Origin of the sequence: Campylobacter sp. RM12654 (assembly GCF_020137585.1) — a bacterium.
Taxonomy (GTDB): Bacteria; Campylobacterota; Campylobacteria; order Campylobacterales; family Campylobacteraceae; genus Campylobacter_E.
This window is the reverse complement of the sequence record NZ_JACGAR010000001.1, coordinates 22,022-40,036: the sequence shown is the minus strand read 5'-3', so window position 1 is coordinate 40,036 and position 18,015 is coordinate 22,022. Positions and strand designations below refer to the sequence as shown.

Here is an 18,015-nt window from a genome sequence, read left to right as displayed (position 1 = left end):
GTATATTATGAATTTAGAAGAAATTAGACAAAATATAAATAAAATTGATGATGAAATAATTAAATTATTAAATCAAAGAATGGAATTTGTAAAGCAAGTTGGTATTTTAAAGCATAATGAAGGTAGTCCAATTTATCGTCCTGTAAGAGAAAACGAGATAATAAATAGACTAAGCGAAAATAGCAAAGGCTTATTAGAAAAAGACGCAATTAAAGCAATTTATCAAGAGATTTTTGCAATTTCAAGAAATCTTGAATTACCACAAAGAGTTGCGTTTTTAGGTCCAATTGGCACTTATACTCATCAAGCAGCAAGATTATGGTTTGGAGCGCTTAGTGAATATATTGAGATTGCTACTATTGAAGATGTTTTTGTTAGTTTAAATAACGATGAAGTATCTTATGCAGTAGTTCCTATAGAAAACAATACAGAAGGTGGAGTTGGAGCTACTCTTGATTGTCTTGCAAAATACGATGATATTTTGATTTTTGCTGAAAATTATTTAGATATTCATCATTCATTCGCAAGCACAACTGATGATATAAGAGATATTAAAGTGATTTTTTCTCATCCACAAGGCTATAATCAGTGCAAAAAATTCTTAGAAGCTCATAATATTTTAGACATTGAGTTTGTCCCTACAAAAAGCACAGCCGCTGCTGCAAAATTAGCAAAAGATACGCCAAACTCAGCTGCAATTTGCTCAAAAATTGCAGCAAAATTAAGCGATTTGCCTTTAATGTTTGAGTGTATTGAAGATAATAAGGCAAATAAAACTAGATTTTTAGTGCTTAGCAAACATTCTTGCGAAAAATCAAGCAATTCTAAAACATCAATTCTAGCAAATACAGCACATAAAGCAGGTGCTTTAGTTGATTTGCTTAATGAGTTTAAAGAAGCAAATATCAACTTAACTAAAATTGAATCAAGACCTTTAAAGAAAAAAGAATTTGAATATAGTTTTTTTATTGATTTTGACGGACATATTGATGATTTGAATGTGCAAAAAATCTTAAAAAATAAAACAAATATAAAATGGCTTGGCTCATATTTAAAGAATGATAAATGATTAAGCAATTTTTACAAGGAATAGGCAAGTTCTATTCGGGTTTAGAAAAAAAACAAAAACTAACTATATTAGCAGCCATTATTGCAACCGTTGCTTTTATAGTTTTTTTACTCGTATATAATTCTGGTAATAATAAAAACTACTCTGGATATTCTGTTTTATTTGATGAATTAGATACTAAAAATTCAGCTGCAGTTGTGTCAATATTAGAAAAAAATCAGATAAATTATATTTTAAAAGATGAAAGCACCATTTTAGTTCCAAGTGCTGATGTTTATAAGCAGCGTTTAGAAGTGGCAAGTGCTGGAATTTTAAAGGATAATAAAGTAGGTTTTGAGATTTTTGATAAACAAGAATTTGGAGCTACTGATGAAGAACAAAAAATCAAGTTTAAAAGAGCTTTAGAAGGCGAATTAGCAAGAACAATTGAGAGCCTAAATCCTATTAATAAAGCTGCAGTTCATATTGCTTTTGGTAAAGAATCTTTGTTTGTAAAAGAAAAAGAGCCACCAACAGCTTCAGTAGTTTTAAATATTAAAATGGGTATGAAATTAGGTCAAAAACAAGTTTTAGGGATTAAAAATTTAATAGCATCATCAGTAGCTGGTTTAAGTGTTGAGAATGTTAAAATAATTGACCAAAATGGAGTTAATTTAGGTGCTGATGAAGTAGGGCTTGATGTAGATGAATTAAACGCACAAATAAATTATAAAAAAGAATATGAAAATTCATTAGAGCAAAAGATTATAAATGTTTTAGCACCTGTTCTTGGTGGTTGGGATAGAGTTGTTGCTAGAGTTAATGCTGATTTTAATTTTGATAAGGCAAATAGTCAAAGTGAAGTGTTTGACCCAAATTCAGTCGCTAGAAGTGAGCAAAGTTTAGAAGAGAAAAAAGAAGGCAAAAAAGGTAAAGAAGTAGGCGGAGTGCCAGGAGCAATATCAAATATTGGACCTGTTCAAGGCATTGAAGATGGAGAAAATAAAGAAAGTTATAGCAAAAATCAAAGCACAATTAATTATGAAATATCTAAAAAAATTACAACCATCAAAGGTCAATTTGCAACCTTAAATAGAATTAGTGCAGCAGTAGTAGTAGATGGAAAATACGAAATTGATGAAAATGGCGAAGTAAAATATGTAGCAATTAGCGATGATGAGCTTAAAAAATTACAAGGTTTGGTAAAAAACGCAATAGGATTTAATGATACTAGAGGAGATAGTGTTAGTGTTGATAATATTAGATTTAATAATATTAAAGCTCCAGTTCCACCATCAATTAAAATTACTAATTTCTTAGAAAGCTATATAATGCCGTTTATTCCACCTGCAAAATATATTTTTGCTATGGTGTTAATGTTTATATTTTATAAAAAGGTTATATCTCCGTTTATTAAGAAAATGCTTGAGGATAAGGTATTTACACCTGAAGAATTAGAAGAAATTAGGCGTGAAGAAGGTGCTGATGATGAAGAAGATGCGATAGAAAAATACCAACAAGCTAAGAAAAGAGTTGAAGAACAACTTGGAATTGACGCTGGATTTAGTGAAGATGAATTACAATATGATATTTTACTTGAAAAATTAAAAACTATTAGCACAGAAAAAAGTGATGAGGTTGCTATGCTATTTAAAAGTTTATTAAAAAACGATGCTGAATTTAATCAATCTCAAAAGGAAATGTAATGGCAAATTTAAGCAACGAACAAAAAAGCTTATATAATGATTTAAGTATTTTAGAAAAAATTGCAATATTTTTGGTTCTAATGGGAGAAGAGCCAAGCACACTAATATTTTCAAATCTTGATACAGATATGGTAATTGAAATCACAAAATATATTGCAAGTGCAAAGCAAGTCGATAGAGCAGTAGCTACTGCTGTATTAGAAGAATTTCACGCTTTACTTAAGTCAAATCAGTATATTAAAAATGGTGGTTTGGAATTTGCTAAAGAGATTTTATACAATACTTATGGGATTGAAGAAGCTGAAAAAATCTTATCAAAATTAGCAAAAACTTTAGATGGAAATCAAGCATTTTCTTATCTTAGCAATATTAAACCTCAACAATTAGCTGACTTTATCGTAAATGAATATCCACAAACAATAGCTTTAATTATTGCACATATGGAGCCTACTAGAGCAGCTGAGACTTTAGAGTTTTTTGAAGATAATTTAAGAAGTGAAGTAATCCATAGAATTGCTACTTTAGGTGATATTAGCCCAAGTATTATTAAAAGAGTTTCAACCGTTTTAGAGAGTAAATTACAATCTCTTACATCTTATAAAGTTGAAGTTGGAGGGACTAGAGCAGTTGCTGAAGTGCTTAATCGTCTAGGTCAAAAATCAAGCAAATCAACTATTGCATATTTAGAGCAAACTGATGAAAAACTTGCAACTACTATTAAAGATATGATGTTTACTTTTGATGATATTACTAAATTAGGCACAACAGCAATTAGAGAGATATTAAAAGTTGCTGATAAAAAAGATTTAATGATAGCTTTAAAAGGAAGCACGGAAGATTTAAAAGGTATGTTTTTATCTAATATGAGCCAAAGAGCAGCAGAGAGTTTTAATGAAGAAATGGGATTTTTAGGTGCTGTTAGGGTAAAAGATGTAGAAGAAGCACAAAGAAAAATCGTTGAAGTTGTTCAAAAGCTTAATGAAAGTGGAGTAATACAATTAGGCGAAAGTGATGAGATGATAGAATGATGAAAACTATTATTGATAATAAAGCCAAAGAGCATCATATTCAAAATTATAAATTTAAAATTCTAAGCTCGTTTGATACCGATACAAGTGAAGAGCAGCTTAGTGAAGTTATTGAAACTCCACAAGAAATAAAAGAAGAGCCTGTAATAATTAAAGAAATTACTCCGCCACCACCACCGCCACCAAATCCAATCAATGAAGAAATGCTTAAAAAAATGGAAACTTTAAGCGATAATGTAGTAAAACTTCAAATGAAACTTGAAAAACAAGAAGAAGAATTTGAAAAAAGACTTTTAAATGAGATTGAAATAGCTAAAAAAAACGCTTATGAAGAAGGTTTAAACGCAGGTAAATCTCAAAATGAAGATAAAATAAACGAGCTTAGTATAAATGTATCAAATAGTATTAAAAAGCTTGAAAATAAATGCCAAGAATTAAGTGATTTTTGTGAAAAAACAAAAAGCGATTTAAACGAAGCTGCTTATTTAATAGCTAAAGAAGTAGTAAATAAAGAGCTAGAAACAAGTTCAGCAAAAATTGCTCTAGCTTATGCAAATACGATAATGCAAGGAATTGATAAAAGTATTAAGATTAAAATCAGCGTAAATCCTAAGGATTTTGATTATTTAAATAAAGAATTAAGTTCAAATAGGATTGAAATCTTAGCTGATGATGCTATTAATAAGGGTTGTTTGATTATTAATTCAGATACATTAAATACTCAAATTAACTTAAAAGAAAGATTAGCACAAGCAAGGAGTATGATATTAGATGAAGCGTAAAATTGAAAATATCAAAAGCCTTAATGAAAACGAATTAAAAGAATTATGTAGTGATATAAGAGCTACAATCATTGAGCAAGTTAGCAAAAACGGCGGTCATTTATCGTCTAATTTAGGCGTGGTTGAACTAAGCGTTGTTCTTCATCATTTATTTGATATAAAGGAAAATCCTTTAATTTTTGATGTATCTCATCAATGCTACGCACATAAAATATTAACAAATAGGAATTTAGAAAATCTAAGACAATTTAATGGAATTAGTGGTTATACCGAGCCAAATGAGAGCGAGTATGATTTTTTTATAGCAGGGCATTCATCTACTTCAATATCTCTTGCAACGGGGGTTGCAAAGGCTTTTAGTCTTAATAAAAAAGATGCAATTCCAATTGCTATTATTGGTGATGGGGCGATGGGCTGTGGATTAGCTTATGAGGCTTTAAATGAATTAGGAGATAGAAAATATCCAAGTATTATTATCTTAAATGATAATAAAATGAGTATTAGTAAGCCTATTGGTGCGGTTTCAAGATTTTTATCAAAAAGTTTATCAAGTCCAATTTATCAAAAATTTAAAAAAGGCGTTGAAGCAATGCTTGAATACTTGCCTGAAGGTGCTAGATATACTGCAAAAAGATTTGAAGATGGATTTAAATTAATCACTCCTGCTGGAATGTTTTTTGAAGAATTAGGGCTTGAATATATTGGCCCAATTGATGGGCATAATATTGCTGATTTAATAACTGCATTAAATCTAGCAAAAAGTCTTAAAAAGCCTGTATTATTGCATATTCAAACAATCAAAGGCTATGGTTATGAGTATTCTTTAAATGATGAGGGTAGTTGGCACGGAGTTGGAGCTTTTGATATAAAAACAGGTAAGAGTTTAAGTAGTTCAAAAAAACCTAGTGCAACGGCAATTTTTAGTGATATTTTAGATGAACTAGCAAGTAAAAATGAAAAAATAGTAGGTCTTAGTGCAGCTATGCCAAGTGGCACTGGAATTGATAAATTAATAGCAAAATATCCTAATAGATTTTATGATGTAGGAATAGCAGAAGCTCACGCAGTAACTTCAATGGCAGCTATGAGTAAATGTGGTTTTATGCCTGTTGTAGCTATTTATTCAACTTTTTTGCAAAGAGCTTATGATAGTTTAATTCACGATTGTGCAATACTTAATCTTAATATGGTTTTTGCACTTGATCGTGCAGGGATTGTAGGAAATGATGGCAAAACTCATCAAGGAGCTTTTGATATTTCATATATATCTTGCATACCTAATTTTAAAATTTGTGCTCCAACGAATGCTAAAAGTTTTAAATTATTGCTTGAATACGCTACAAGTAAAGTTGGGCTAATTGCTATTCGCTATCCTAGGGGAAGTTTTGCTTTAGATGAGAGCTATGAGCCAAGTTTAAAAACTCATTTTATTAAAAATGTAAATTCTAATATAAGCTTTTTAGGTTTTGGAGAAGGCGTTGCAAAAGCTTTAGCGGTTAGTGAAGAAATCAGTGCAAATGTAATTGATTTAGTATTTGCTAAACCACTTGATAAAGAGTTTTTATTAAATCTTGCTAAGAGTTCAAAAGAATGGCATATTTTTAGCGAAAGTGCAAAAATAGGCGGATTAAATTCTATAATTTCTAGCTTTTTAAAAGAATATGATTTAGACATTAAATTAATATCTTATGAATACGAAGATGAGTTTATAACTCACGGAAATACAAATGAAGTTATGCAAAGCTTAGGGCTTGATGCAAAAAGTATTATAAATAAAATTAAAGGCAATAAATGATAGTTAGTGCAGGAATAAGTGAGATTTATGATTACGCAGAGCCTATTGGATTAGGTAGTAATTGTTCTATAAAACTTAGCGAATTAATACTTAAAAAGCAGCCAAAAAGATTGATTTTTATAGGTTCAATGGGGCTTTATACTAAAGAAATTGAGCTTTTTAGCGTAAATGAGTTTAAAAGTGCTGTAAATATTGAATTAGCTATGTTAGATGATTTAGTTTATACCCCTATGAAAACTAATGAAGTTTCTAATTTAAATTCTTCTAATTATATTTGTAAAAATTACGAATACGCTAAGAAAATGAATGAAAAATACGGGATATTAGGCGAAAATATGGAGTGTTTTAGTTTTTTTGCGACTGCTAATTATTATAAAATTCCAGCTAGTGCAATTTTAGTAGCGACTAATTATTGTGATGAATTCGCACACGAAGAATATATAAAAAACATAGCAAAAGCTAATGAAATACTAGAAAATTACTTAGAAAACAAAGGACTTTTATGAAAGAATTATTAGATTTTTTACCAGAAGAATATAACCTTAGTCCAAAATATCTAAATAATGAATTAGCAAAATTTGTATATCAAAAATATATAAATGATTTTAGCGAAGCTACAAGTTTATCAAAAGCTCTAAGAGAGCAATTAAAAAATGAATTTAACATTATGCCACTTAGCTTAAAAATAGCTCAAACAAGCATTGATGGGAGTATTAAATTCTTATTTTCCTTGCACGATAATCACACAATAGAAAGCGTTTTGCTACCTATGAAAAAAGAAAGAATAGAAAATGGTGTGAAAAAAAGTGCAAAATACACTATTTGTATAAGTAGCCAAGTAGGTTGCAAAAGTGGTTGTGCCTTTTGTTTAACGGGTAAAAGTGGGCTTATTAGAAATCTTAGCACAGCTGAAATAGTAGCTCAAGTATTATTTATCAAAAAATACGCAAAAATTCCTTATGAGCAAGGTATTAATATAGTTTTTATGGGTATGGGAGAGCCACTTGATAATTTAAAAGCAGTTAGCAAGGCTATTAAAATCTTTTCTCATAATGATACTCTAGCAATATCACCACGCCGTCAAACAATCTCAACAAGTGGTCTTGCAAAGCAAATTGAAGAATTAGGCAAGATGAATTTAGGTGTATTACTTGCAATTTCGCTTCACGCTGTAAATGATACTTTAAGAGATGAATTAATGCCTATTAATAAGGCTTATAATATTGAAAGTGTTTTAAATGCGGTAAGGAATTTCCCAATAGATGCTAGAAAAAGAGTGCTATTTGAATATTTATGTTTAGGTGGGATTAATGATGATTTAAGCCACGCAAAGGCTTTAGTAAAATTACTACATGGAATAAAAGCTAAGATAAATTTAATTTATTTTAACCCACACGAAGGCAGTATCTATAAACGCCCAAGTGAAGAAAAAGTAATTGCTTTTAGAGATTATTTACAAGCACACGGACAAAACGCTACCATTAGACAAAGCAAAGGGCTTGATATTAGTGCAGCGTGCGGGCAATTAAGAAACAACGAGGATGAAAATGCAAAAACCATCATATAGAATAGCTCAAATATTAGTAAGACTTTATAATGAAGAGATATTAAATAAGCACGATTTAGCTGAAGAATTTGGAGTAAATGCTAAGACTATTCAGCGTGATATTAATGAAAGATTATCAAAATTACCAATAATTGCTAGAAGAAATGGGGATTATAGTTTAGATAAAGCTTATATCAAAAGCAATCACGAAGAGATTAGAAAACTTATAAAAATATTTGATATTACTATGCTTCCAACAAGGCTTAGCGATGAGTTTTTAAACAATCTTTTTACTCAAAAAGAACTACCAATTACTAATATTAAAAATAACGAAATTGATGATATTAGTAGTGTTTATGAGAGCTTAACTAATGCGATTTTAAATAAGGTAAAAATTAAAATAACTTATAATGCAAAAGAAAGAATTCTAATGCCTTATAAATTAGTAAATCATCAAGATATTTGGTATTTATTAGCTTGTGAAGAAGCTGAACTTAAAAGCTTTACTTTATATAAAATCAAAAATTTATTAATCACACAAGAAGAATTTATCCCAAATGAAAGCACACAAGAGCTGATTAACAATAATTCAAGTAGTTTTATATCAAATAATATTACAAATGTTATTTTAGAATTAGATTGTGTTGCTAAAGAATATTTTTTAAAAAGAGCAATATTAAAAAATCAAAGAATAATCTCAAGCCATTTAGATAAAATCATAATAGAAACAGAAACAAGCTATGAAGATGAGATTATTAGGCTGGTTTTTAAGTGGATTCCACATATTAAAATTCTTGAGCCAAAAAGCTTAGCAAATGAGTGCAAGGCTAGAATTAAAGAATATTTAAAGAATATTTAATGCAAAAGCAAAAGATATTTGAAATAATTTGTAATGAGTGCAAAGAAAAGCAAATTAGTATAGTAAATATTGAAGGATTTAGCATAATAAACGAAGAGATTTTTTGCCTAAAAAGCTCAAATAAGATTTCTTATAATGATTTAAGATATATTGATTTTGCTTATATTTTATTAGAAATTAACACTAAAAATAGTTTAATAAATGCTTTTAGTATAGCTACAAAATTAGTAAGCGATGATTATGAAGAACATAAAGAATTATTAAAAAAATGCTTTTTGCTCTTAGATGATACAATGCATTTTAAAGACCTTGAAAAATGTTTAATAATGTTGCAATTAAAAGAAAGTTACGATAAGTTAGAAGATAAATTCTAGTAAATTATTTACTAGAATTATTGCTTTTTACTATTTGATGAAGACAAGAGCCATCTTTAACATTTATAAATTCATCATTTTTAGAAATAGCTACAAAGATTTCATCATTATTTTTTAAATAGTGTTTTTCTCCAAAAGGAGTATAAGATAAAGCACCTAAACATATCAATAAATTTGCAGGCTTACTAGCTATTAAAGGTCTTATATCTTCAAGGGTTGCTATGTCTATTTGATTATTTATAGTATCAATTAGCCAAGTGATTAATGTATTTGAATAATAAAAATAATTTTTTATATAATCTTCGTTTGCGTATTTTATTATCTCATTATCTCTTTTTAAATAGCAGTGGATTTTATAATCATTTAATTCATCAAGATTATTTAAAGGAACTAAATTCCCAATACCTTTACTAGCAGTTGAGAAGTTCTTTTTAGAAGATATTTTATTTTCATTTACTCTTTTACTAGCGTCATTAAACGCTGCATAAAATTGTGGTTTTAAATCACTTAGTTTATCATTTTCATAAAAAGCTTTAAAAATTACACATAATTCAGGCTCAATTTGAACAAAATCTCCATCTAAAATAAGCTCATTTTCACTAATACAAAATCTCTTTAAATATTCTTTATCACTATCTTTAGAGTAGAATGGAAACACACCTTTAGGTGCAAAATCACTTGTGTGTAATTCAGTAAAATCTTTAGCTTCGTTAGCTTGATTTAAATGATTAGGGACATTTCCTATCACACCTAAGCATAAATAGTCTTTAAACATTATTTTTCCTTAAATTGAAATATTTTTATAATTTATAGCATTAATTGATAAGTTTTATGTAAAATAAATATACTTTTTTTATTTTAGGAGAAAATATGAAAAAAACGATATTTCTATCCCTATGTGCGATAAGTGTATTGCACGGAAGTGAAGTAAGTACAAGTGAAGCTATTAAAGGGCTATATTTTGGCAATTTAGATAACTCTGCAGGAGCTAGAAATTCTAAAATAGAATTAATTACTGATTATTATCAATTATACGGAAGAGATAATGCTGTAATTGGTTGTTTTCATGGTAGAGGAACTAGTGATTTGGCAAATTATAATGATTGCACCCAATTAATGCAAGTATATAAATATAGAGATGGCAGTGGAAATCCTAATGCAGATAATGCTAATTTTAGAGATAATGTATGGTGTATAGAAAGTGATAATTCAAATTTAGGTAATGGAATTAAGCCTAGTGCTGATAGTTTTGTAAAATACATCAATATTACAAAAAATAATGTAAATTTATATGCGAGTTCAAGCAATGTAAATCCACGTTATGATTATGATACTACTATATATCAATATAGTTTAGGAAATTATCAAGAATCATATAAAGATTTTGGAGTAAATACTACTGGTAGATTATTAGTAATCGCTAAAAATCAAAACGAATATAATCCGTTTAGTTTTTATATAAGTGATAATTTAAATTTAAATAATCTTTCTAAAGATTTTACAGCTTTTGCAAATAATTATATAGGTATTCAAAATAATAAAATGAGATATTCAAATGATACCAAAAGAAGAGATATGTATGTTGCTTGGAATTTTTTAGTAGGAGAATCTTTAATCGGTGATTTATCTGGTAGAGGTTCTTGGTGTAATGAAGTAGATCCTTACAATAAGGAGAAATTTAAAAATAATAAAGGTTGTGAGAAGTCTTATAAATGGGAAGATTTAAATGATCATACTAGATATGTTAGATTTTTTAATTACCTAAAAGATTTAGGGCTTAATGTTAGATTGTCACAATACGGAGATCACTTTACTACAGCTTATGCTGGAGAATGGGGTGGAGTAAAAAATGAAAATGGTAAAATAATTTATTATGGTGTTTCAGAAAGTACAAAGCCAGATAGTCAATTTAATCAAGATGATAGAGTTATAAAAGAATATGAAAAAGACAGAAATATTTGGGCAAATTATAAATACGATGTCTATTATAGAAATAAAAAGGATATAAAATTTGGAGAAGCTTTAACTGTAAAGAATTTAGCTACTTATGGTCCAAACGAATTTAATAATGCAAGTAGTGCTTTTGAATTTTTCAACTCAGGAATGAGTGATAAGACTTATTATGGTGGCAAGTTTGGTAGTGTAAATAAAATAGGTAAGTGTTATTTTGTTAATTTACAATATTATGCAAGTCGCAATTCTAATAATTATCAAAAATTTATGGCAATGGATGCTAATAAATTTTTATGGAATAGTCCTAACAATATATTTTTACAAAATTATATAAAAAAAATTGATGAAGAATATGCAATTGCTAATTACTCAATAGATAGAAAAAGTGGGGTATATACAAGTTCTGTATCTGGTGAAAAACATAGTTTTACTTTAAATACTAGACCTACTAGTTTTAGAGGTAAAGACGAAAAACAATACGGCAATTCTTCAAATGGCAAAATTGGTGCTAGATATTATTTACATTTTTATCCTGACGCTGATGGAGCTAAAACTACTGAAATTGATAAAAATTTAGTTCCTAGAAAAGCAAAAGTTGAAAATTTACCAAGTAGCTTTAATGATAAAGAATTTTATGTTGTAACAGAGCTTAAATACGGAGTAAATAATAATGCTCAATTATCATTTACATACGAAGGCGTTGATTTAGACTTTAATAGATTAGGCTTTGAAAATAAACAAGAATGCGATATAAGTAGTGGTAAAAACTGCTCTAATATGAAATTTAAATTTAAAGATTTTAAATACAAAACTTATAAATTAAGCAAAACTGATGGTGGCTTTAGAGTAATTAGCGAAGATAGTGAAAAGAATGGCTATTTTTCAAGTGAATACACAACTGATGTTATGGCATTAAGAGTTGATGAAGGGTTATTAGATGCAATTAAGTATAAATCTGGTGAATCAATACTATTAGAACTTACACTTGATAGAGGTTTTTATGCTGATGATAGACCATTTTTTGAAACCAATTCAAATACTATTATTAATGCTAAATCATCAGGTAAGTTCTATGTAATTATTAGTGATATTAATTTTAATGCTAGTAATGTAGATTTTGGTTCTATTTGGAATAAACAAGACCCTGATAAAATGCCTGTATTAAACAGCACTAGCACAGGTTTTAATCCTACGACTGCAAATACTAGAATAGCTGGAAAACCTGTTTATTTAGGTATTCAAAGTGCAAAATCATCAAATAAATTAAATAATATTGATAATTTTGTAACTTTTGATGTAATAGATGCAAATACTAATAAAATAATTAAATCAGCTGACCTTACTTATTATGATAATGGAACAAGTAAAGTTAATATTAGTCACGAAAATGATTATTTAGTAGGTAATCCAATATTTACTCAAACAGGATTTAGTGGTGCTTATCCGTTTTATAATGGCGTTGTTAGAATTGATGATTTAAAAGTAGGTAGATATAAAGTATGCTATACAATATATTCTAAATCTCAAGTTCAAGAAGAAATCAATAAAAATAATAACAATAAAGACGCTAAAAGCCTAATTGAAGTGCCTGTTAAAGCTAGAAATTGCACTAATGATTTTAGTTTAAGACCTGCTTTAGTTGAATACACTACAAGCACTACATTTACAGCTGGAGAAAATGCTCTTGCGGGTGGAAAAGTAGCAGTATTTAATGCAGGATTAAAAGATGCTGATGATAAGCTAATAGTAACAAATGAAGAATTTGCTTTAACAAAAACTACTTTAAGTGTAGAAGATAGTCAAGGTAAAAATTATGATTTTAGTTTAAATGCAACTAATAAAAATACTATATCTGATAGCAATGAAGTTGCGTTTGTAAAAGACAATAATAATACCTATAAAATCAATGACGCAGTTGTAAATTTCCCATTATCAACTGATGCAAAACTTAAATTATATGAAGGTAAATTCACAAAACCAGATAGTATTAAAGGTTTATGTAATGCAAATGCTGTCAATAATAAAGTAGATGAATATGGAAAAGTAGGTTGTTTAATTGATAGTAAAAGTGCTATAAGTATTAATTTTGCTAGCACTAAGGAATATGTTTTAAGAACTCCTATAATAAACAATGCCTTTACAGATGAAAAAACATTCTTTAAGAGTGAAGTAGGCGATAATAATAGCTTAAAGATTTATTATGTATTTAATAATTTAGGTGCTAAGGATACAAATAGCTTAAATTATGTATATCATAAATTTAGCAAAGACCATAATCTTGAGTATGAATTAAATTTTGATAATACTGATAAACAAGCTAAAGATAGATATTTAGTAAATATTGATGAAAATTATACGGATAAAAGCTTTAATACCACAATTAATGGTGCAAATCAAATTCTAGTAGATAGAGTTATCATTACAAAAGATAAGTTAAATAAAGATTTTGATAAAAAATTAGAAGATTTATATAATGATACAAAGACAAATAACATTAATGCTGTTATAGCTGGATTTGCTGCACCAAAAGATAAAATATCTGTAGATTTAGAATTAGCTTACACTAAATACAAAAAAACTCCAGATAATAAAACAATAGATACTAATGCAAGTTTAGCTAAGCCAAGTGTTGCTGAGTTTTCATTATTAAAATCATCAAAAGTTTCTTTAGATGGAGCTAGCACTAATTTAGCTAATGAATACTCATTTATCTTTACTAATGTTACTTATAAAGATAATAAAGTAACAAATACTGACAAAATTACTTTAAATCCTACAACAGATTTAGAGCTTTATTATTTAAATAAGAAAAACGAAAGAACAAAAATACCTTTAAAGAGTTCTTTATATTATAAAGACGCTGGTGCTATTATTAATGAATTATCATTTAATGCTGAATATGGCTCAAGCTTTTCTAAAAATCCAAAAACAGGCGAAGTAACTATCACACTAACACCTGATAATGCTAAAAAGCAATACATTAAAGAAGTAATTAATCTTAATAATACAAGTGATTTACATGGTGGTAAGTTCAGTTTAGAATTTACAAATGCTAAGTAATTTTAAGAAGGGTTTAAAAACCCTTCTTTTTATTAATGACAAGCTGGAGTGTTTGTCGTTGGTTGAATACTAGAATTATCAGCTTTAGTAGTGTTTAAAAACTCAATTAATTTAAATGCAGCTTCTTCATATCTTTTTGCTACTATTGAATTTGGCTCACACATAGAAATAGGCTTACCACTATCTCCACCCGTTCTAATTGATAAATCAATAGGAATACAAGCTAAAACAGAGCAATCATATTCATGAGCTAAATTAAGCGCTCCACCTTTACCAAAAATCTCATGCTCAACATCGCAATTAGGACAAATAAAACCACTCATATTCTCAATTACACCAGCTACAGGTATATTTAATTTATTAAACATATCTAAAGCTCTTTTACTATCATCAAGACTTACTGCTTGTGGGGTGCTAACGCAAACTCCCGCACTAACAGGCACGCTTTGAGCTAGAGTAATTTGTGCATCACCTGTTCCTGGAGGCATATCAAGTAATAATACATCAAGCTCACTCCATAACACATCGCATAAAAGCTGCTCAATCGCTTTCATAACCATAGAGCCTCTCCACATTAATCCTTGTCCTTCTTCAATTAAAATTCCCATACTCATAAACTCAATTCCATAAGCTTTAACAGGACGGATTTTATTGCCTACTACTACAGGTTTTTCGTTTTCAGCACCAAGCATTCTTGGCATATTAGGACCATATATATCAGCATCTAGCACTCCTACTTTTTTACCAAGTTTTGCAAGTGATAATGCTAGATTTAGAGTAGTTGTGCTTTTGCCAACTCCACCTTTTCCACTACTAATCATCACAAAATGCTTAATTTGTGGAGCTAGATTTTTGATTTTTGGTCTTTTTACTTCTGGCTCTTCTAATTTTGGTTGAATGATTTTAAGCTCAAGTTTATAATGATTATTTCTAGCTATTGCTTCACATTCATTTCTAATAGCATTTGCTATTTCTACACTTGCAGCTGGAATTTCAATATCCATTAGGATAATATCTCCTGCTAATTCGCACCTTTTTACAAAACCAAAACTTACAATATCCTTTTGAAAATTAGGATATTTGACATTTTTGAATAGTTCAATTATTTCCATTTTTTCTCCTTTTTTTACCTTTTATGCTAACAAAAAAAGTAAAATAATAAGATGAAATTTGTATTTTTATTAATTATTAGTATTTTTTTAAGAGCAAGTGATATTAGTGTTTGTTATGTAAGTGATAGCTACAAGCGACTTGATACTATGTTTGGGCATATATTTTTAGCTTATAACAATAAAGCGGTTAGTTTTAATCTAAATAGTAATTTAAATATTAAAGATAATTTATCAGCACTTTTTGGAGTAGAAGGCATTATGCAAATTTTGCCTAAGGATAAATTAATTAAGTTTTATGAAGATGATGAAAGACAAGTAAAATGCTATCCGCTTAATTTAGATGATAGCCAAGAAGCCAATCTATCAGCTTTATTTTACGAAGATGAGATTTATGATACTTATACATTTTTGCATAAAAATTGCTCATCGGCTTTAAGTATGTATGCCAAAAACTATGGTGTTAATCTTAAATCAAGCCTAATTCCAATTCGTTTTGTATCGCTTAATACTGATTATAAAAAGAACTTTCATAAAGTAGGATTGTTTTATGAATATGATAAAAAAAATAGCCTTGATTTTGAGATAAGTATTCTTAGTCTAAATGATAAATTATCTCATAGTTTAAATATATTAAACTTTAATAAAAATTATATAAGCCCTATAAAAATTAGCGAATATGAAAAGATTAGCTATGAATTTGAATTAGGAATTAGATATAAAAAGGCTAGGGTATTTGCTAATTTTTTCTTAGGGTATTATTATGAAGGTTTTTTTATAGGGGCTAATAATTACGGCTTAAACATAGGTTTTTTAAAGGATTTTGATAATTTTGGTATAAAAATTAGTGCTGATAAAAAACATATAAATCTTAATACTTATTTTGATTATAAAAATTATCGTTTAAGTTTAATTGCTAATCAAAATTACGCTAAAATCGGTCTTATATACTCATTTTAAGGATAATAATGAAAAGCGTTGCAGAGAATAAAAAAGCAAGATTTGAATATAGCATAATTGATACTTATGAATGTGGTTTTGCCTTATTAGGTAGCGAAGTTGTAGCTGTAAGACACGGCAAAATCAATTTAAAAGATTCTTTTGTAAGGATAATCAAAGGTGAAGCTTGGCTACTTGATAGCCACATAGGTCATATGAATACGGCGAATAAATACTTCACTCACGAAGATAGAAGAGCTAGGAAATTATTGCTTCATCGTGCAGAAATTGATAAATTAATAGGTAAAATCAGCACAGATGGATTTACTTTAGTAATACTAAATTGTTATTTTAAGCGTGGGATTTTGAAAGGAACTCTAGCTTTAGCAAAAGGAAAAAATCTTCACGACAAGCGTCAAGCAATCAAAGAAAGAGATTTAAAACGAGAAGCAAGAGCGTATTATTAATTAACTCTTAAATATTAAACTAAAATTATTTTATATTAAGGAAAAATATGAGAATTTATTTTGCAAACGACCACGCAGCAACTAAGTTAAAGTTTAGTTTGATTGAATACTTTAGTAAAGAATACGAATGTATAAATCTTGGTTGTGATAGTGATGATAGTGTGGATTATCCTGATTATGCTAATAAATTAGCAAATGAGCTTAAAAACGATACAAATGCAATAGGTGTTATTATTTGCGGAAGTGGTATAGGAATTAGCATAGCGGCAAATCGTCATAAGCATATTCGTGCAGCACTTTGTCATTGCGAAGATTATGCAAGATTAGCAAGAGAACATAATGACGCTAATGTTATATCTTTAGGCGCTAGATTTGTTGATTTTGAACTTGCAAAAAATTTAATAATAACCTTTATAAATACCCCATTTCTTGGCGGAAGACACGAAAATAGAGTAAAAAAATTAGGGCAATAAATGTTATTTATATGGATGGTTATTACTGCTTTAGTTTGTATATGTATTTATTTTTTAGTGATGACTTATTATTATAAATCATTGCTTAATAAAGAAAGAGCCTCAAAAGAGTTTTTAAAAACTAATTTTGATGATACAGAAGTAGTTATGAGAAAGCTACAAACACAACTTCAACGCTCTTTAGGAAATATAGATGTATTAAATGAAGAATTAGATAAGGTAAAAAGTGAATTAACAAGCCTTAGGACAAGAAATTCTCAATATCGCTTAGAAAATAATAAATTAAATACAAAAATCAAAGAATTAGAAGCAAAAATTGAAAGCTTATTATAAGGATTAATATGAATATAGAAAAATTATTAAATGAGAAGATAAAAAGATACCCAAACTACCCAAAAGAAGGAATTGTATTTGCAGATATTACCACGCTTTTAGCAGATAAAGAAGGTTGGCAAGTTTTAATAAATCACTTAAAAGATAAATATAAAGATGAAGAATTTGATTTTTTAGTAGGAGCTGAAAGTCGTGGCTTTATTTTTGCAGCTGCATTAGGAGCTATTTTAAATATCCCTTTTGTTCCAATTAGAAAGAAAAACAAACTCCCAGGAGAGCTATTAAGTATTGAATATGATTTAGAATACGGCAAAGATAAAATAGAGATGAAAAAGGACGCATTTTTAGGAAAAAAAGATGTAAAAGTTCTTTTTATGGATGATTTATTAGCAACGGGTGGCACTAGCATTGCTTGTATGAAATTATTAAAATTAGCAGGTGCTAAAGAGATTAAGAGTTGTTTTTTAATAGATATAAATATCGGTGGATATAAAGCTTTAAAAGAGCATTGTGATGATATTTATTGCATTTTAAAGGATTAGC

17 protein-coding genes are annotated in these 18,015 nt (G+C 28.5%); 15 read left to right on the top strand and 2 right to left on the bottom strand.

The window, feature by feature from the left end; genetic code table 11:
• The first annotated feature begins 4 nt into the window (after positions 1 to 4).
• The 9 genes from pheA to AVBRAN12654_RS00100 are packed head-to-tail and all read left to right on the top strand — an operon-like array spanning position 5 to position 9,138.
• Positions 5 to 1,069, top strand: a complete 1,065-nt coding sequence (pheA, locus tag AVBRAN12654_RS00140; RefSeq protein ID WP_214116008.1) for a prephenate dehydratase — start codon at positions 5 to 7, stop codon at positions 1,067 to 1,069.
• The gene (gene fliF, locus AVBRAN12654_RS00135) at positions 1,066 to 2,754 is read left to right on the top strand and encodes a flagellar basal-body MS-ring/collar protein FliF (protein WP_214115799.1); all 1,689 of its coding nucleotides are present in this window, start codon (positions 1,066 to 1,068) and stop codon (positions 2,752 to 2,754) included. Before pheA ends, fliF begins: the two co-directional genes overlap by 4 nt.
• A complete protein-coding gene (gene fliG, locus AVBRAN12654_RS00130) occupies positions 2,754 to 3,782 on the top strand; it encodes a flagellar motor switch protein FliG (protein WP_214115798.1) in 1,029 nt (342 codons plus the stop codon). Before fliF ends, fliG begins: the two co-directional genes overlap by 1 nt.
• Positions 3,779 to 4,564, top strand: coding sequence for a FliH/SctL family protein (locus tag AVBRAN12654_RS00125; RefSeq protein WP_214115797.1), 786 nt, complete (start codon positions 3,779 to 3,781; stop codon positions 4,562 to 4,564). The genes fliG and AVBRAN12654_RS00125 overlap by 4 nt, the downstream gene beginning before the upstream one ends.
• Positions 4,554 to 6,359: a 1-deoxy-D-xylulose-5-phosphate synthase gene (gene dxs, locus AVBRAN12654_RS00120; protein ID WP_336613721.1), complete on the top strand. Its 1,806-nt coding sequence runs from the start codon at positions 4,554 to 4,556 to the stop codon at positions 6,357 to 6,359. The genes AVBRAN12654_RS00125 and dxs overlap by 11 nt, the downstream gene beginning before the upstream one ends.
• The gene (locus tag AVBRAN12654_RS00115) at positions 6,356 to 6,865 is read left to right on the top strand and encodes a phosphorylase family protein (RefSeq protein ID WP_214119880.1); all 510 of its coding nucleotides are present in this window, start codon (positions 6,356 to 6,358) and stop codon (positions 6,863 to 6,865) included. Before dxs ends, AVBRAN12654_RS00115 begins: the two co-directional genes overlap by 4 nt.
• Entirely contained in the window at positions 6,862 to 7,926 is a 1,065-nt protein-coding gene (gene rlmN / locus AVBRAN12654_RS00110) for a 23S rRNA (adenine(2503)-C(2))-methyltransferase RlmN (RefSeq protein ID WP_214115794.1), read from the top strand. Before AVBRAN12654_RS00115 ends, rlmN begins: the two co-directional genes overlap by 4 nt.
• Positions 7,907 to 8,764 carry a helix-turn-helix transcriptional regulator gene (locus AVBRAN12654_RS00105; RefSeq protein WP_214115793.1) on the top strand — a complete coding sequence of 286 codons (858 nt, stop codon included), beginning with the start codon at positions 7,907 to 7,909 and terminating at the stop codon, positions 8,762 to 8,764. Before rlmN ends, AVBRAN12654_RS00105 begins: the two co-directional genes overlap by 20 nt.
• Positions 8,764 to 9,138 (top strand): hypothetical protein, encoded by a 375-nt coding sequence (locus AVBRAN12654_RS00100; RefSeq protein WP_336613720.1) that lies wholly within the window; start codon positions 8,764 to 8,766, stop codon positions 9,136 to 9,138. The genes AVBRAN12654_RS00105 and AVBRAN12654_RS00100 overlap by 1 nt, the downstream gene beginning before the upstream one ends.
• A gap of 4 nt (positions 9,139 to 9,142) precedes the next feature.
• On the opposite strand, the gene AVBRAN12654_RS00095 is transcribed toward AVBRAN12654_RS00100, so the two are convergent.
• Complete coding sequence (locus AVBRAN12654_RS00095) at positions 9,143 to 9,913, bottom strand: DUF5718 family protein (protein ID WP_214115791.1); 771 nt, start codon at positions 9,911 to 9,913, stop codon at positions 9,143 to 9,145.
• Between the two features lie 95 nt (positions 9,914 to 10,008).
• On the opposite strand from AVBRAN12654_RS00095, the gene AVBRAN12654_RS00090 reads away from it, so the two are divergent.
• Positions 10,009 to 14,151: a hypothetical protein gene (locus tag AVBRAN12654_RS00090; RefSeq protein ID WP_336613719.1), complete on the top strand. Its 4,143-nt coding sequence runs from the start codon at positions 10,009 to 10,011 to the stop codon at positions 14,149 to 14,151.
• Between the two features lie 32 nt (positions 14,152 to 14,183).
• Here the strand turns inward: AVBRAN12654_RS00090 and AVBRAN12654_RS00085 are convergent, their stop codons facing one another.
• Positions 14,184 to 15,263: an Mrp/NBP35 family ATP-binding protein gene (locus AVBRAN12654_RS00085; RefSeq protein ID WP_214119878.1), complete on the bottom strand. Its 1,080-nt coding sequence runs from the start codon at positions 15,261 to 15,263 to the stop codon at positions 14,184 to 14,186.
• Positions 15,264 to 15,314: 51 nt separating this feature from the next.
• Here AVBRAN12654_RS00085 and AVBRAN12654_RS00080 point away from each other — a divergent pair, with 51 nt between their 5' ends.
• The 5 genes from AVBRAN12654_RS00080 to apt are packed head-to-tail and all read left to right on the top strand — an operon-like array spanning position 15,315 to position 18,014.
• Positions 15,315 to 16,220 carry a lipoprotein N-acyltransferase Lnb domain-containing protein gene (locus tag AVBRAN12654_RS00080; protein ID WP_336613718.1) on the top strand — a complete coding sequence of 302 codons (906 nt, stop codon included), beginning with the start codon at positions 15,315 to 15,317 and terminating at the stop codon, positions 16,218 to 16,220.
• Between the two features lie 8 nt (positions 16,221 to 16,228).
• Positions 16,229 to 16,666 (top strand): SsrA-binding protein SmpB, encoded by a 438-nt coding sequence (gene smpB / locus AVBRAN12654_RS00075; RefSeq protein WP_214115787.1) that lies wholly within the window; start codon positions 16,229 to 16,231, stop codon positions 16,664 to 16,666.
• Between the two features lie 32 nt (positions 16,667 to 16,698).
• Positions 16,699 to 17,139 (top strand): RpiB/LacA/LacB family sugar-phosphate isomerase, encoded by a 441-nt coding sequence (locus tag AVBRAN12654_RS00070; RefSeq protein WP_336606870.1) that lies wholly within the window; start codon positions 16,699 to 16,701, stop codon positions 17,137 to 17,139.
• Complete coding sequence (locus AVBRAN12654_RS00065; protein WP_214115786.1) at positions 17,140 to 17,472, top strand: hypothetical protein; 333 nt, start codon at positions 17,140 to 17,142, stop codon at positions 17,470 to 17,472.
• On the top strand, positions 17,466 to 18,014 hold the full coding sequence (gene apt / locus AVBRAN12654_RS00060; RefSeq protein WP_442862231.1) for an adenine phosphoribosyltransferase: 549 nt from the start codon (positions 17,466 to 17,468) through the stop codon (positions 18,012 to 18,014). Before AVBRAN12654_RS00065 ends, apt begins: the two co-directional genes overlap by 7 nt.
• The last annotated feature ends 1 nt before the right edge of the window (position 18,015 follow it).